Source organism: Brevundimonas subvibrioides, assembly GCF_027271155.1.
GTDB classification, from domain to species: Bacteria; Pseudomonadota; Alphaproteobacteria; order Caulobacterales; family Caulobacteraceae; genus Brevundimonas; species Brevundimonas subvibrioides_D.
This window is the reverse complement of record NZ_CP114542.1, coordinates 1,577,575-1,591,554: the sequence shown is the minus strand read 5'-3', so window position 1 is coordinate 1,591,554 and position 13,980 is coordinate 1,577,575. Positions and strand designations below refer to the sequence as shown.

General features: G+C 67.3%; 15 protein-coding genes and 2 tRNA genes. 7 read left to right on the top strand and 10 right to left on the bottom strand.

All coding sequences use genetic code 11. The features are described from left to right. Window positions 1–131: 131 nt before the first annotated feature. Window positions 132–704 (top strand): glycine zipper 2TM domain-containing protein, encoded by a 573-nt coding sequence (locus O3139_RS08005; RefSeq protein WP_269513407.1) that lies wholly within the window; start codon window positions 132–134, stop codon window positions 702–704. Window positions 705–864: 160 nt separating this feature from the next. Here O3139_RS08005 and O3139_RS08000 read toward each other — a convergent pair whose 3' ends face one another. Both O3139_RS08000 and O3139_RS07995 read right to left on the bottom strand, forming a co-directional pair. Beyond that, entirely contained in the window at window positions 865–1,590 is a 726-nt protein-coding gene (locus O3139_RS08000) for a TlyA family RNA methyltransferase (protein WP_269513406.1), read from the bottom strand. Further along, the gene (locus tag O3139_RS07995) at window positions 1,590–2,480 is read right to left on the bottom strand and encodes a LysR family transcriptional regulator (RefSeq protein WP_269513405.1); all 891 of its coding nucleotides are present in this window, start codon (window positions 2,478–2,480) and stop codon (window positions 1,590–1,592) included. Before O3139_RS07995 ends, O3139_RS08000 begins: the two co-directional genes overlap by 1 nt. Window positions 2,481–2,606: 126 nt before the next feature. Here O3139_RS07995 and O3139_RS07990 point away from each other — a divergent pair, with 126 nt between their 5' ends. Then, the gene (locus O3139_RS07990; protein ID WP_269513404.1) at window positions 2,607–3,167 is read left to right on the top strand and encodes a carboxymuconolactone decarboxylase family protein; all 561 of its coding nucleotides are present in this window, start codon (window positions 2,607–2,609) and stop codon (window positions 3,165–3,167) included. 69 nt (window positions 3,168–3,236) lie between these two features. Further along, a complete protein-coding gene (locus O3139_RS07985) occupies window positions 3,237–3,368 on the top strand; it encodes a hypothetical protein (protein WP_269513403.1) in 132 nt (43 codons plus the stop codon). On the opposite strand, the gene O3139_RS07980 is transcribed toward O3139_RS07985, so the two are convergent. From O3139_RS07980 to O3139_RS07965, 4 genes are all read right to left on the bottom strand, one after another. Continuing rightward, window positions 3,365–6,079, bottom strand: a complete 2,715-nt coding sequence (locus tag O3139_RS07980) for a valine--tRNA ligase (protein ID WP_269513401.1) — start codon at window positions 6,077–6,079, stop codon at window positions 3,365–3,367. The two genes, O3139_RS07985 and O3139_RS07980, sit on opposite strands and share 4 nt — an antisense overlap. A 78-nt stretch (window positions 6,080–6,157) precedes the next feature. Continuing rightward, window positions 6,158–6,742 carry a DUF2497 domain-containing protein gene (locus O3139_RS07975; protein WP_269513399.1) on the bottom strand — a complete coding sequence of 195 codons (585 nt, stop codon included), beginning with the start codon at window positions 6,740–6,742 and terminating at the stop codon, window positions 6,158–6,160. A 126-nt stretch (window positions 6,743–6,868) separates the two neighbouring features. Beyond that, window positions 6,869–8,371 carry a TolC family outer membrane protein gene (locus tag O3139_RS07970; RefSeq protein ID WP_269513398.1) on the bottom strand — a complete coding sequence of 501 codons (1,503 nt, stop codon included), beginning with the start codon at window positions 8,369–8,371 and terminating at the stop codon, window positions 6,869–6,871. Between the two features lie 132 nt (window positions 8,372–8,503). Further along, window positions 8,504–9,133: a protein-L-isoaspartate O-methyltransferase family protein gene (locus O3139_RS07965; protein WP_269513396.1), complete on the bottom strand. Its 630-nt coding sequence runs from the start codon at window positions 9,131–9,133 to the stop codon at window positions 8,504–8,506. Window positions 9,134–9,293: 160 nt separating this feature from the next. On the opposite strand from O3139_RS07965, the gene O3139_RS07960 reads away from it, so the two are divergent. Continuing rightward, window positions 9,294–9,367 (top strand) — tRNA-Cys (locus O3139_RS07960). A 25-nt stretch (window positions 9,368–9,392) separates the two neighbouring features. On the opposite strand, the gene O3139_RS07955 is transcribed toward O3139_RS07960, so the two are convergent. Together O3139_RS07955 and O3139_RS07950 are read right to left on the bottom strand one after the other, a co-directional pair. Further along, window positions 9,393–9,557: a hypothetical protein gene (locus O3139_RS07955; protein ID WP_269513395.1), complete on the bottom strand. Its 165-nt coding sequence runs from the start codon at window positions 9,555–9,557 to the stop codon at window positions 9,393–9,395. A 42-nt stretch (window positions 9,558–9,599) separates the two neighbouring features. Then, a complete protein-coding gene (locus tag O3139_RS07950) occupies window positions 9,600–10,406 on the bottom strand; it encodes a TrmH family RNA methyltransferase (protein WP_269513394.1) in 807 nt (268 codons plus the stop codon). Between the two features lie 65 nt (window positions 10,407–10,471). Between O3139_RS07950 and O3139_RS07945 the strand changes: the two genes are divergently transcribed. Further along, window positions 10,472–10,546 (top strand) — tRNA-Asn (locus tag O3139_RS07945). 22 nt (window positions 10,547–10,568) lie between these two features. Here the strand turns inward: O3139_RS07945 and O3139_RS07940 are convergent. Continuing rightward, complete coding sequence (locus O3139_RS07940; protein WP_269513392.1) at window positions 10,569–11,303, bottom strand: hypothetical protein; 735 nt, start codon at window positions 11,301–11,303, stop codon at window positions 10,569–10,571. A gap of 84 nt (window positions 11,304–11,387) precedes the next feature. Between O3139_RS07940 and O3139_RS07935 the strand changes: the two genes are divergently transcribed. Then, the gene (locus O3139_RS07935) at window positions 11,388–11,993 is read left to right on the top strand and encodes a TIGR00730 family Rossman fold protein (protein WP_269513391.1); all 606 of its coding nucleotides are present in this window, start codon (window positions 11,388–11,390) and stop codon (window positions 11,991–11,993) included. Between the two features lie 145 nt (window positions 11,994–12,138). Next, entirely contained in the window at window positions 12,139–12,459 is a 321-nt protein-coding gene (locus O3139_RS07930; protein ID WP_269513390.1) for a CC_3452 family protein, read from the top strand. A 46-nt stretch (window positions 12,460–12,505) separates the two neighbouring features. Here the strand turns inward: O3139_RS07930 and gltX are convergent, their stop codons facing one another. Then, a complete protein-coding gene (gltX, locus tag O3139_RS07925; RefSeq protein ID WP_269513388.1) occupies window positions 12,506–13,855 on the bottom strand; it encodes a glutamate--tRNA ligase in 1,350 nt (449 codons plus the stop codon). Window positions 13,856–13,980: the final 125 nt, after the last annotated feature.

Genomic DNA, 13,980 nt, shown 5'->3' with positions numbered 1-13,980 from the left:
TCGCGAAACCTGAACGAAGATGAATGACCCGCTCAAAACGCGTTCAGATTGGATCCACTAGAACCGGAGCATCAGATCGGAGCCGCACCCCGCGTCTCCCAACACAGGGGATCTTCCCGATGTCCGTTTCGATGAAGAGTTCAGTCGCCGCCGTCGCCGCCGTTCTCGGGGCCGTCACCCTGATGCCCGCCGCCGCCTCGGCCCAGTCCTATGGCTACGGCAATGGCTACCAGAACCAGGGCTACAGCCAGCCCTATGGCTACAACCCGGGCTACGGCAACACCGGCTACCGCGATCGCTGCCAGACCCTGGGCGAGGGTCGGACGGGCGCGGGGGCCCTGATCGGGGCCGGCGTCGGTGCCGTGGCCGGCTCGCAGATCGCGGCCCGTGGCAATCGGACCGAGGGCTCGATCATCGGCGGCGTGCTGGGAGCGATCATCGGATCCCAGGTCGGCCGCGCCTCGAACAGCAACTGTCAGGCGAGCGCCTATCAGGGGTCCGCCTACGCCCCGCCCGCGACCTACTACAATGAGCGGGACCGCTACGACGACCGCGCCCGGTCCTACGGCCGTTACGACGACCGCCGCAACGACTCGCGTCGCCATGACAGCCGTCGGGACGATCGTCGCTATGACAACGGCTACCAGGTCAGCGCCGACGGCTACTACATCTACGATCCCCGCCGCGGCTGGGTGCCCCGGTAACGGTCACAAAGATCGCGGCGTCGGTCAGTTTTCAGCCCCCCTGTCGACCGATGCCGTGACGGGAGCCGCCGATGGAGCCATCCATCGGCGGTTTTCATCCACCTGAAGGGTGTCGCTGCCCTCAACCAGCGGCATGCCGCTGGTTGATCATCGGTTATCGCTACGACTTTTTCGCCCAGATCAGGAATTCGACATTGCCATCGCCGCCGGTGATCGGGCTGTCAGTGGTTGCCTGAACCGTCCAGCCGACGCTGGCCAGCCAGGCCGACACGCCCTTGACTGCCGCAAGGTGGGCCTCCGGGTCCTTGACGATCCCCTTCTTGCCCACGGCGGACGGCCCGGCCCCCTCGAACTGGGGCTTGACCAGGGCGATCAGGTCCGCCCCCGCCTCGGCGAGGTCCAGCGCCACCGGCAGCACCTTGGCCAGGCCGATAAAACTGGCGTCGCAGACGATCAGGCCGGGTGCATCAGGAATCAGGGTCCGGTCCAGCGCTCGGGCGTCGGTCCGCTCCAGGCTGACGACGCGAGGATCGGCTTCGATCCGGTCGTGCAGCTGCCCGAACCCCACATCGACGGCAAACACCCGGGCCGCCCCGCGCTTCAGGCAGACCTCGGTGAACCCCCCGGTCGAGGCCCCGACGTCCAGCACCACGCGTCCCTCGACCGCGACCGGCCAGAGGGTCAGCGCATGATCCAGCTTCAACGCCCCGCGCCCGACCCAGTCATGGGCTTCCGTCACCGTGACCACGGCATCGTCCTCGAACGCGCGCGAGGCGTTGGTCACCACCACGCCGTCCACCGTCACGCCCCCGGCCTGGATCGCCACCTTGGCCCGCGCCCGGCTGTCGACCAGTCCTTTGGAAACCAGCAGTTGATCGAGACGCATCAGCGGTCATCCAGGGTCAGAAGCGGCGACAGATAGTCGAGGAATACGCGCGCCTTGCGCGGCAGCGCCCGATGACTCCACAGCGCCGACAGGTCGATCGAGGGGCCGGACCATTCGGGCGCGACCCGAACCAGTCGTCCGCCAGCCAGATCGGCGCGGACGGCAAAGGACGGCAGCAGCGCCACGCCCACCCCGGACACCGCGAGGCCATGCACGACGGCCCCCGCACCGGCCGTCACAGGTCCCGACGCCTCGAACACCACCGGATCGCCCGGGCCATCCAGCCGCCACCGCATCCCCAGCATCGATCCCGAATAGACGATGCAACGGCCCCTCAGCTGGTCCTCTATCGAGGCCCTCCCGTCCAGCGCCTTCGCCACCCCCGGCGAGGCGACCAGCCATCGCTGATAGGCTCCCAGCCGCCGCCCGGTCATGCCGCTGTCGCCCAGCGAGCCAAGGCGCAGGATCAGGTCTACCCCCTCGGCCACTGCATCGACACGCGCATCGGTGGCCGCCAGATCCAGACGCACGCGCGGGAAGGCACCCAGGAAGCCGCCGACGTGCGGTGCGACCTCGTCTGTTGCAAAGGCGACCGAGGTCGACACTCTCAGCCGCCCGACGGGTTCCCGGTCCGCGCCCGCTGCCGCCTCCATCAGGGCCGCATCTTCGTCGAGCATCCGAAGTGCCTGCTCATAGACCCGCTGTCCCGGCTCGGTGACCGACAGCCGACGTGTGGTGCGGAGCAGAAGCCGTGCGCCGAGATCGACTTCCAGCGCCGCGATCGCCCGGCTGGTGGCGGACTGCGAAAGGCCCGCGTCGCGTCCGGCCCGCGAGAAGCTGCCGGTCTCTACCGTGCGGACGAACAGGCGGAGGGCGGAAAGGCGGTCCATTGCGCCTGTTTTCATGTGCAAAACGCATAAGTCAAAGCCAATTTCTGTGGCTACTGCGCGGAAGGGGGCGGGCGCACGTTCGCGTTCGACGACGCAGCCCGCGTCCGCCAATCACCGGAGACCAAAATGACCCAGTTCCCGATCCACACCCTGGACACCGCCCCCGAAGGCTCGCGTCCCTTCATCAGCGCGGCCAAGGCCGCCTTTGGCCTCGTGCCCAATCTCGTCGGCGAGTTCGCCGAGAGCCCGGCCGTGATCGAGGGCTATCTGTCCTTGGCCGGTGCCTATCAGAAGTCCGATCTAACCGCCCTGGAACGCGAGATCGTCCTGATCGCCGCCTCGGTCGAGAAGGACTGTCACTACTGCGTCGCCGCCCATACGACGGTCACCCAGGGCCAGCATCTGGACCAGACCGTGATCCATGCCGTGCGCAGCGGCGGGCCGATCGCCGATGCCAGGCTGGAAGCCCTGCGCGATTTCGCGACCCGTGTGGTGCGCGAGCGCGGCTGGGTCTCGGACGCCGTCGTCAACCGTCTGATAGCCGCGGGCTACACCGCCGGCAATGTGCTCGAAGTCGTGCTGGGCGTCGGGCTGAAGACTATCTCGAACTACATCAACCACATCGCCGAAACCCCGGTCGATGCGGCCTTCCAGGCCAACGCCTTTATGCCCCGCAAGGCGGCCTGATCCTCATCCGTAACCCCCGGGGCGGTGTCGGGCGAAGCCTCGCTCGACGCCGCTACAGGAGCTAGAAACATGCGAATCCTGACTGTCCTGTTTGCCCTCGGCATCCTGGCCACCGTGGTCCTGATCGTCCCGACGACGGGCCGCCGCATGCTGATCAACGCCCAATCGATCAGCCCGACCATGCCCGCAATGCGCGGCTAGAGGCTTTCCAGCCGCGCCAGAGCGGCTTCCAGCCGCGCCTTGCCGGCTTCGGCCTCCGCCAGCTTGGCCCGCTGTTCGTCGATCACGGCCGGAGCCGCACGTTCGACGAAGTTCGGATTGCCCAGCTTCTTCATCACATGACCGATGTCGCTGTGGAAGGCCGCGACCTCTTTGGTCAGGCGCGCGCGTTCGGCCCCCAGATCGATGATCCCGGCCAGCGACAGGGCCGCGGCCGTGCCTCCCGAGACGAAGGTCACCGCCCCCGCAGGCGCCGCCTCGGCCATCGTCGCCTCCGAAACCCTGGCCAGCGTCAGGATCAGGTCGCGGTGCCGGGTCGCCCGCTCTGCCGTCGCCGCATGGGGCGCGACGAAAGTCAGCGGCGGCTTGGCTCCCGGCGGCACGTTCATCTCGGCCCGGAGCGCCCGAACGTCGGTGACCAGATCGACCAGCCAGCCGATCTCGGCCTCGGCACCGGCATCGATGAAGGTATCCGGCAGCACGGGCCACTCGGCACCGATCAGCATGGGCTCCGCCCGGCCTGCGCCCTCCTTGCCCAGTTCGGCCCACAGCTCCTCGGTGATGAAGGGTATGACGGGATGGAGCAGCTTCAGCGTCTGGTCGAGGGCCCAGGCGGTCATGGCGCGGGTCTCGGCCCTGGCCGCCTCGTCCGATCCCTGGAACACCGGCTTGGCCAGCTCCAGATACCAGTCGCAGAAGACGTTCCAGACGAAGCGATACAGCGCCGACGCTGCATCGTCGAAACGCCCGCCCTCGATGGCTTCGGAGACCTGTCGTTCGGTCTTTGTCAGCTCGCCCCGGACCCAGCGGTTGATGGTCTGGTCGACCGTGGCGGGATCGAAGCCCTCGACGCGGCGGGCCTCGTTCATCTGGCTGAAGCGGGCGGCGTTCCACAGCTTGGTGCCGAAATTGCGATAGCCCTCGATGCGCTGGCGGCTCAGCTTGATGTCACGCGTGCCCGACAGGATGGCCATGGTGAAGCGCAGCGGGTCCGCCCCCAGCTCGTCGATGATGACCAGGGGATCGATCACATTCCCCTTGGACTTGCTCATCTTCTGGCCCTTCTCGTCCCGGACGAGGCCATTGATGATGACGCGCCTGAAGGGCACCTCGTCCATGAAATGCAGCCCCATCATCATCATCCGGGCGACCCAGAAGAAGATGATGTCCGCCGCCGTGACGAGGTCGCTGGTCGGATAGAACCGCTTCAGATCGTCGGTGTCCTCGGGCCAGCCCATGGTCGAGAACGGCCACAGCGCCGAGGAGAACCAGGTGTCGAGGACGTCCTCGTCCTGCGTCAGAGCCTTGCCGCCGGATTGCGCGATGGCGTCGGCCTCGGTCTCGGCAACGTAGATGTTTCCGTCGTCGTCATACCATGCCGGGATGCGGTGCCCCCACCACAACTGACGGCTGATGCACCAGGGCTCGATGTTGCGCAGCCATTCGAAGTAAATCTTCTCGTACGACTTCGGCTCGAACACCGTGTCGCCCTGCTCCACCGCCTTCAGCGCGGGCTGGGCCAGGGTGTGGGCGTCGACGTACCACTGGTCCGTCAGCCAGGGCTCGATGACGACGCCGGAGCGGTCGCCGTGCGGCACGACGTGACGGGTCTTCTCGATCTCGCGCAACCAGCCCTCGTCCTCGGCGCGGGCGACGATGGCCTTGCGCGCGGCGAAGCGGTCGAGGCCGTCGAATTCGGCAGGGATGTCCGGCGTGTCCGCCGTCGTGATCCGCGCGAAGGCGTCCAGAACGTTCAAAGCCTCAAGACCCGCCCGCTTTCCCACCCCGAAGTCATTGAAATCGTGCGCCGGGGTGATCTTCACTGCGCCCGACCCCTTGGTCGGGTCGGCATAGTCGTCGGCCACGATCGGGATGCGTCGCCCCACGATCGGCAGGGTCACGAACTGGCCGACCAGACCGGCATAGCGGGCGTCGTCCGGATGCACCGCCACACCGGTATCGCCCAGCATCGTCTCCGGCCGGGTCGTCGCCACGACGATGAAGTCACGCGTTTCCCATTCGGTCGCGTGGCCCGCCTCGTCGAACGCGATCGGATGTTCGTAGGTCACGCCGTCGGCCAGCGGATAGGCGAAATGCCAATAGGCCCCCTCGACCTCGCGCTGTTCGACCTCGAGGTCGCTGATCGCCGTCTGGAACTGCGGGTCCCAGTTCACCAGCCGCTTGTCGCGATAGATCAGCCCCTGCTGATGCAGCTGGACGAAGACCTTGCGCACCGCCGCGTTCAGCCCTTCGTCCAGGGTGAACCGCTCTCGGCTCCAGTCGCAGGAGGCCCCGAGCCGACGGAGCTGCTGGACGATCGTGCCGCCGCTCTCGGCCTTCCAGTCCCAGACCTTCTGCACGAAGGCCTCGCGGCCCATGTCGCGGCGGCCGACGTTGCCCGTCGCGGCCAGCTGGCGCTCGACCACCATCTGGGTGGCGATGCCCGCGTGGTCGGTGCCCGGCAGCCACAGCACCGCCTTGCCACGCATCCGGTGATAGCGGGCCAGGATGTCCTGCAGGGTGTTGTTCAGCGCATGGCCGATGTGCAGCGACCCGGTCACGTTCGGCGGCGGGATGACGATCGAATAGGCCTCGGCGGCACCGTCGGTGCGTGGCGCGAAGGCACCGGACGCCTCCCAGCGGGCATACAGGCGCGGCTCGGCCGCCGCGGGATCGAATGTCTTCTCGAGCATGGCAAAGGTCCGGAAACGGAAAGGGGCGGCCCCGTCGGAGCCGCCCCTGGTGGTCTTAGTGGCAGGTGACGCCGAGGGCTAGGCGGAGCGGGCGATCCGTTCGACTTCCTTCTTGACCGCCTCCTCGACGATTCCGGGCAGATTGGCGTCCAGCCATTCCTTCAGCATCGGCCGCAGCAGGGCTCGGGCCAGGTCGTCGATGGTCGGGCCGGTGCCGCCGGTCGGGATCGGCTCGGGCTGGCGGAAGGCTGCGCTGAGCCCCGCGAAGGCTGAGGCGGCACTCGCCGCAGCCGTTTCGCCGACCAGAGCATCGTGATCCTCGGAAGAGGGGCTGGGCGCAGGTTCGGGATGCACGAGCTCGGGCTCCGCTTGGAAGGGGGTCGGAAAGGGTTCCGGCTCGGCGTCGCCGATACCGATGTCCAGATCACCGATCGACTGGGCGACGGGTGTTTCATAGCGATCGGTCAGGTCGAGGATTTCCTCGTCCTCCGGGGCCGGTTCCGGCTCGATCGTCACCGGGGCCGGGTCCACGAAGGCCGCGACGGGTTCGGCTTCCGCTGCCGGCTCGGCCTCGGCCGCCGGGGCGTCGTCTTCCGAAATGATTCGGCGAATCGACGCGAGGATTTCTTCCATCGTCGGTTCTTGGGCGGTCGTGTCGGTCATGGTCTGGCCTTGGAAGAACCTACGCAGGCGATGAGGGAAATCGTCGAGGCCGGATGCGCACCCGACCCATAGCATTTCGTCGCATCTACGCCCTTGGGAATCAACGGGCCTTTTTCGCCTGTTGCGTTAATTGGCCCCCGTCGGGGCGGTCTGGACGATCTCGGACTTCAACTGGGTGTCGATGGGCGCATCCTCGGTATCGACCGCAGGCGTGGCGGTCGGCCCGGCGATCCGGTCCAGCGTCTCGATCAGAGCATCCCACGGCAGCGCCCCGCGAAGGCTGACGCGGTCACCGTTCGTCGCGGGATCATAGAGCTCGATCGTGGGGTCCAGCTCGCGAGCCCCCAGCCGACCCATGGCCGCCAGCAATTGGGCCTGGGCGACATACTGGTTGCGACGCGCGCTGGCCAGGTTGATCTCGGCGTTGCGCAGTTCCAGCTCCCCGTTCAGCACGTCCAGAGTGGTGCGCAGACCGACCTGCTGCTCCTGACGGACGCCCTCGGCCGCAACGGTCGCGGCGCGCACGCCCGCCTGACCCGCCGTCAGCTGCGATCCGGTCGAGATGACCTGGGCATAGGCGCTGGAGACGTTCTGCAGCACCGTCCGGCGCTGGCGCTCGATCTCGATCTGGGCGGCATTGGCCTGTTCAAGGGCCTGGATCTCCCTGGACCTGTTCAGGCCCCCGGTGAACAACGGCACCGAGATCGAGGCGCCTGCCTGGAAGCTGGTGCGATCCGCCAGATCGAAGTCGGTCAGGTCGCCAGAGCCGCCGTAGGAGGCCGTGGCCCTCGCGGTGGGCAGGAAGGCAGACTTCGCCTGGGCATGACGTGCCTCGGCCGCCTGCAGGTCGTACTGAGCAGCGGTGATGCCCGGGTTCTCGGCCAGACCGATGTCCAGGGCGACGTCGAAGTCGTTGGGAACGCCCGGCAGGACAGGCGGCTCTTCCAGATTGGCGGGGGCCTGACCGACCACGGCGGCATAGGCTGCACGCGACACCGACAACTGGGCCTGTGCCCCGGCCAGATCGGCCTCTGACTGGGCCAGACGGGCCTCGGACTGGGACACGTCGGTACGGGTAATCTCGCCGACCTCAAAGCGGGCGTTCGATTCGTCCAGCTGGCGACGCAGGACGGCGACATTGGCCTCGCGGATGCGCAGAATCTCGACGTCGCGCTGAACGTCGACATAGGCCTGGATCACCGAGGCCAGCACCTGCTGCTCGATCGCGCGCAGTGATTCGCGACCGCTCAGGACGTTGGCGGTGGCGGCATCGATGCCGTGAACGATGCGACCGCCGGAATAAAGCGTCTGGGACAGGTCGATACTGGCAGCGCCGCTGTCGCTTCGGACCACACCAAAACCCTGCGATCCGGGTCCATCGGTCCGGCTATAGCTGGCCGATCCACTGACGCTGACCTCGGGGCGCAAGCCGGCGCGCGCCTGGGGCACGACTTCGTCCAGGGCCCGCTGGTTGGCCCGTTGCTGTTGCAGCGTGGGGTTGGTGCGGTAGGCCAGCGCGATCGCCTCCTGCAGCGTCTCGGCAAAGGACGGACCCGCCAGGCCGACCGCGACGGCGGTGACCAAGGATATCCGGGCGACGGTGGCGAGCGCGCGCGAGCGTTTGAACATGGTCATATCCTGATGAGCTCCGCGAACGGTGCCGATAGCCTTCTGGAACGGGGTAGTGAGGGCGTCCCGTCCCTGACGCCAGTTAAGTTTTTTTCACCCGACCGCCAGACCCTGACCGTGAAAAGGCGACGATCACAGGGCGAAGGACGGCGCGGGCGTCATTTCGCTCAGAACGGGCGGTGCCGCATCGAACAGTTCGCGTCGGGAATAGCCCTCGCGACCCCGCACATACAGCACCGCGCGACCATTCGGCCCGGCACGTTCCACCACGGCCAGACGACCACCGACACGCAACCGCTCCAGCCATGCGGTCGGGCGCGTGGCGACGGCACCCTCGCTGACGATCAGATCCCAGTCCTTGCCCGTCGGCGTGGTCAGGGACGCGACATGCAGTTCAACGCCGGCCTCCTCCAGCGCAGCCGAAACCACGTCGGCGACCGCTGGATCGGCTTCCTGGGCCGTGACCCTCAGGCCCAGTTCGGCCAGGACGGCGGCGGCATAGGGTGCGGCGATGGCCAGAGCGGTCTCGCCCGCCCGCGCGTCCAGCGCCTGCAGCAGCTTGGCCACCTCGCGCGCCTGCATCAGGCGGCGGTCGCCCGCGATCTCGACCTCAACCTCGCCATAGGCGGCAAAGGCGCGCCCGGCCGCGCAGAAGCGTTCGCGTGGCACGGTCAGCAGTGCCGCCTGTAATCCCCGGTCGGTGACGTCATTCACCCGCACCTGGGAATCGACCATGACCTTGCGTGCGGCGGTGAAATCCATTGTCCGATACGTCCCCTGGCCCGGCACCGCCGGAATCTCGCGCGCTTATAGGTCCGCGCGCCACGCCCGACAATCATTGCGGCCGACAATCATTGCAGCGCCCGGACCGATCTGTTAGCAACCGCCCCTCGCGATCTGGGGGCCTCTCTGGCGGTCCTATGGCCTGATGGCGGAGTGGTGACGCAGAGGACTGCAAATCCTTGCACCCGGGTTCGATTCCCGGTCAGGCCTCCATCGCGATCCTTCTGGGACCCGTGGACTACAGCGGTGCAGTAATCCAGCCGATCGCGCCTGCGGCACCGACGCAACCCGCGACGATCGCCGCCGCAAGCGCGATGCGCAGATTGCGGCTCATGAAGCCCAGAATGCCTGCCATCTCTTCGCCTCCCCACGCCGACAGGGCGCCACAGATTTCGTAGCTCATCAAGCTGGGCGAACCGTTAATGTGTTGAATTTTTGGTGACTGTCACGCTTGCGGCTGGGTGAGTTGATAGAGCCCGAGCGCACTGGTCACCGCCACGTTCAGCGAATCAAATCCGCCCGCCATTGGGATGCCGACCGTCCGCGTGCGCGCCATGGCCCAGTCGGGGAGCCCGGGCCCTTCGGATCCCAGAAGCAGGGCCCGGCGACCACCGCGCTTCAGCGCGTTCAACGGCTCCGTTGCGGACGGCGACAGGGCGATGACCTCGAACCGGGCCGCCTCCAGCGCGTCGATCAGGGCTGCCAGCGAGGGCGCGGCGGCACCGGGCACCCGCAGCACCGCCCCGACCGACACCCGGATCGACTTCCGATAGAAGGGGTCGCCGCATCGCTCGTCCGTCAGCACGGCTGCTGCGCCGAAGGCGGCCGCGTTGCGATACAGCCCGCCGATGTTGTCGTGATTGCCGATCCCGGACGCGGCCAGGACCAGGGCATCGCCCTCCAGACGACCGAGAATGCTCTCGACGGTCGCGATCTGCGGCTTCTCGCCCAGTGCCAGTATGCCCCGGTGCAGGGGAAATCCCGCCACCGTGTCCAGAATGGCCTGGCCTGCGACGAAGATCGGCACCTCAGGTGGCAAGTGTCCCAACAGCGAGGCCAGCGCCTCTACCCGGTTGGCGGCGATCAGCACCGATCGCGGTCGACACAGGGACGCCGCCGACAGCAGGCTGCGAAGAACCACCTCTCCCTCCGCGATGAACAGACCCTCCCTGCCCGTCAGGTCGCGCTCGCGGATGTCGCGATAGGGTGCGACGCGAACATCCTCGGGGTCTTCGATGGTCTCGATCCGCATGGCCGACATTTCCCGTTGCACCGCCGATGCGGCCGCTGCTATAGGCCCGCCTCCCGAGCCTCTGTTCCGCGGTAGCTCAGTGGTAGAGCAGCCGACTGTTAATCGGCTGGTCGTAGGTTCGAATCCTACCCGCGGAGCCACTCGGCCTTACCAGGCCCTGGCTTATTGAGACCGGTCGGGAAGCCAGGTGACCTGGCGCGCTCCGTCGGGGCTGATCCAGCCAATCCTCCATCCCTGCCCGGCCCGCACCAGACTTCCGCTCGTTGCCTCCGTCATGGCCGGCGGGACGAAGGCCCGATCACCGATCTGGATCGGTGCGCCCACGTCACCGCCGATCGCCAGAGTCCAGCGTCCCTGCGGATCGCTCGCCGCGGTCAGGCTGACCCCGTTGCGGACGATCGTCACATCCGTGTTCGCCGTGGCCCGCCCAGACAGGAAACCCGCCCGCCCGTCGGCATCGACGGCATCCAGCGCACCTGTCCCGTCCAGACGTCGTGTCGGCGCTCCGATGCCAAGAAGGGCGACCGGGCCGCCCGGGTCGGCAGAGACCAGCAGCCGGCCCGGCGCGGGGTAGGCGATCTGACCCACCTGGGCCTCCACGGCCAGAAGGGCATCCGTCCTCGGAGCCGGCAGCCGGATATCGAAATGTCCCGTCTCGTCCGCCCCCGCGGCATAGGCCACGCCATCGGGTCCGGTCAGAACCACGCGTCCGAAAGGGGCGGCCGTGCCGCTGACCCGAATGATGCCGGCCGCCCGGGAGACCTGGTCCACCTGCGGCCCGGCGACCCAGCCATCGGTCGCCGCCTGGGGTCCGGCCTGTTTTTCCGCCGGTGCCCCGCACCCGGTCACGATCAGCGCGACGCCGAACATCAGCTGGATTGCAAAGGGGCGTTTCATCGGGCTCGCCACGACTATAGGACAGTCATCCCGATAGCCCGTCCGCTGGCGCGCTGTCTCGCCTCACCTTGCCGTAGAGAACCCATGAGTCTTCTGGAGCCACGTATCGCCCCCTTCGACGGTCTGTCCGTCTGCCTGTTCTGTGGCTCGTCCGACGCCGCCGATCCCAAATACACGCAGGCCGCCGCTGATTTCGGCCGGGCCACGGCCCACGCGGGGTGGCGGCTGGTCTATGGCGGTGGGGGTGTCGGCCTGATGGGGGCCTCGGCGCGCGCGGCCCATGAGGCGGGCGGCCGTGTCCTGGGCGTCATGCCGGGCTTCCTGCGCAGCCGCGAACGCCTGTTCGACGAGGTCGAGACCCTCGTCGTCACCTCCATGCATGAGCGCAAGCAGATTATGTACGACCAGTCCGACGCCTTCGTCGTCGCGCCGGGTGGGATCGGCACCCTTGAAGAGGTCGTCGAACTGCTGAGCTGGAAGCGGCTGGACCTGCACGGAAAGCCCGTGATCTTCCTCAATATCGACGGCTTCTGGGACACCTTCTTCGACCTGATGCGCCATAGCGTCGCCTCCGGCTTCACGCCGGACACCTTCCTTCAGGCCTGGACCATCGCCGATACGGTGGAGCAGGCGATCGACCAGATGACGGCTGACCCGAACACAGCGCCCTTGCAACATGATCAGCGATAAGTGATCATTGCTAAGTCAACGCCGTGCCGGCCTGCCGTGTCCATCTGTTTAGAAAACGCAGGTTGACAGTTTTTAAAAAAGACGCACTAGTCGAGACGCTGACACCCAGGGCCGATCCGGCCCGGTCCAACATCGGAGCCTCCCAATGCGCGCTGTCCTCCTCGCCGCCGCCCTCCTGCTCGCCCCCGCCACGGCCACCCAGGCCCTTCCCGGCACCTCCAGCAGCTTCACGCTGCAGAACGTCGCTTTCACGCCTCAGGCACCGCTCCTGATCGACGGCGTCAACTGGCGCTGCAATGCCGAGAATGTCTGCGTCGGCACGGGTGGTCAGTCCCAGCCCGCCAGCCGCGCCTGCCGTCGCGTCGTCGCCCGTGTCGGCGTCGCCCTGGCCAGCTTCACCTACAAGGGCACGACCCTGAGCAGCGACGAACTCGCCGCCTGCAACATCGCCGCCGCCAACGCCTGATCGATCCGTCGCCTCCCTGTTCTCGCGGAGAATGGGGAGGCGACGGCTATGCCACGTCGCCTCTCAGCCGCTTTTCGATCCGCTCACGTCCAATCAGCGGAACCATCGTCGCCATGTCCGGCCCATGCACCTGTCCGGTAAGGATCAACCGCAGCGGCATGAACAGCGTCTTGCCCTTGGCCCCGGTGGTCTCCTTGACCGCATTGGTCCAGACCGACCACGCGCCCGCATCGATCGTCTCCGGCAGGACCGCCAGTGCTGCCGCCGCGAAGGCCGGGTCCTCGATCACCGGCGTCACCGGCCCCCGCACGATCCTGGCCAGATCCGCGACGTCGTCGAACCGGTTCAGGTTCGCCCGCACCGTGTGCCAGAATACCTCTCCCAGATCGCAGTCGAGTGCCGCCAGCCGGTCCTTCGCCGCGGCATAGGGCATGGCATGCAGCGCCTGGGCGTTCAGCCGATCCAGGTCCTCGGTATCGTAGCGTGCCGGCGACCGGCCCATCTTGTCGAAACTGAAGCCCTGCCCCAGGGCCTCGATGCTGTCGGCCACCTCCAGCGGGTCCGACGTGCCGATCCGGCCCAGGTGGCTGGTGATGGCGATGGGCTCATAGCCCTGCTCGCGCATCTCGGACACCGACAGTGACCCCAGACGCTTGGACAGCGCCGCCCCATCCGCCCCGACCAGCAACGGCATGTGCGCGAAGGTCGGCACCGTCGTGCCGAGCCCGGCTGCGATCAGCGCCTCGAAGATCTCGATCTGCGCGCCGGTGTTGGTCGTGTGGTCCTCGCCCCGGATGACGTGGGTGATGCCCATGTCGATGTCGTCGACGACCGACGGCAGGGTGTACAGATAAAGCCCGTCCTCGCGGATCAGGACCGGATCGGACATCGAGGTCGTGTCCACCTCGGCATGACCGCGCGACAGGTCCTCCCAGGCGACGCGGCGGCCATCCAGTTTGAAGCGCCAGTGGGGCTTCCTCCCCTCGGCCTCGAACGCGGCCTTCTCTTCATCGCTCAGCGCCAGGGCCGCGCGATCGTAGATCGGCGGCAGGCCACGCGACAGCTGCACCTTGCGGCGGCGATCCAGCTCCTCTGGCGTATCCCACGCCGGATATAGCCGACCTGCCGCCTTCAGCCGCGCGGCCGCATCGTGATAGCGGTCGAAGCGTCTGGACTGATTGTATCGCTCGTCCCAGACCAGCCCCAGCCAGGTCAGATCGTCCTCGATCCCCTGCTCGAACTCGGCCGTCGACCTGGCCAGGTCGGTGTCGTCGATCCGCAGCACGAACGACCCGCCCTGCCCTTTCGCGAACATCCAGTTGACCAGCGCAGTGCGGACGTTGCCGACGTGCAGCTTGCCGGTGGGAGACGGGGCGAAACGAACCTTGACGGACATGTGACAGGCGACCTTGAAAGCGAGGCGCACAGGTCGTTCACCCGGTCCATCAAGTCAAGGACAGCCGCCAGAACGCGATAACCCTCGCTTTTCGGCTTCCCGCGCAACGATCTTGCGGCATAAGG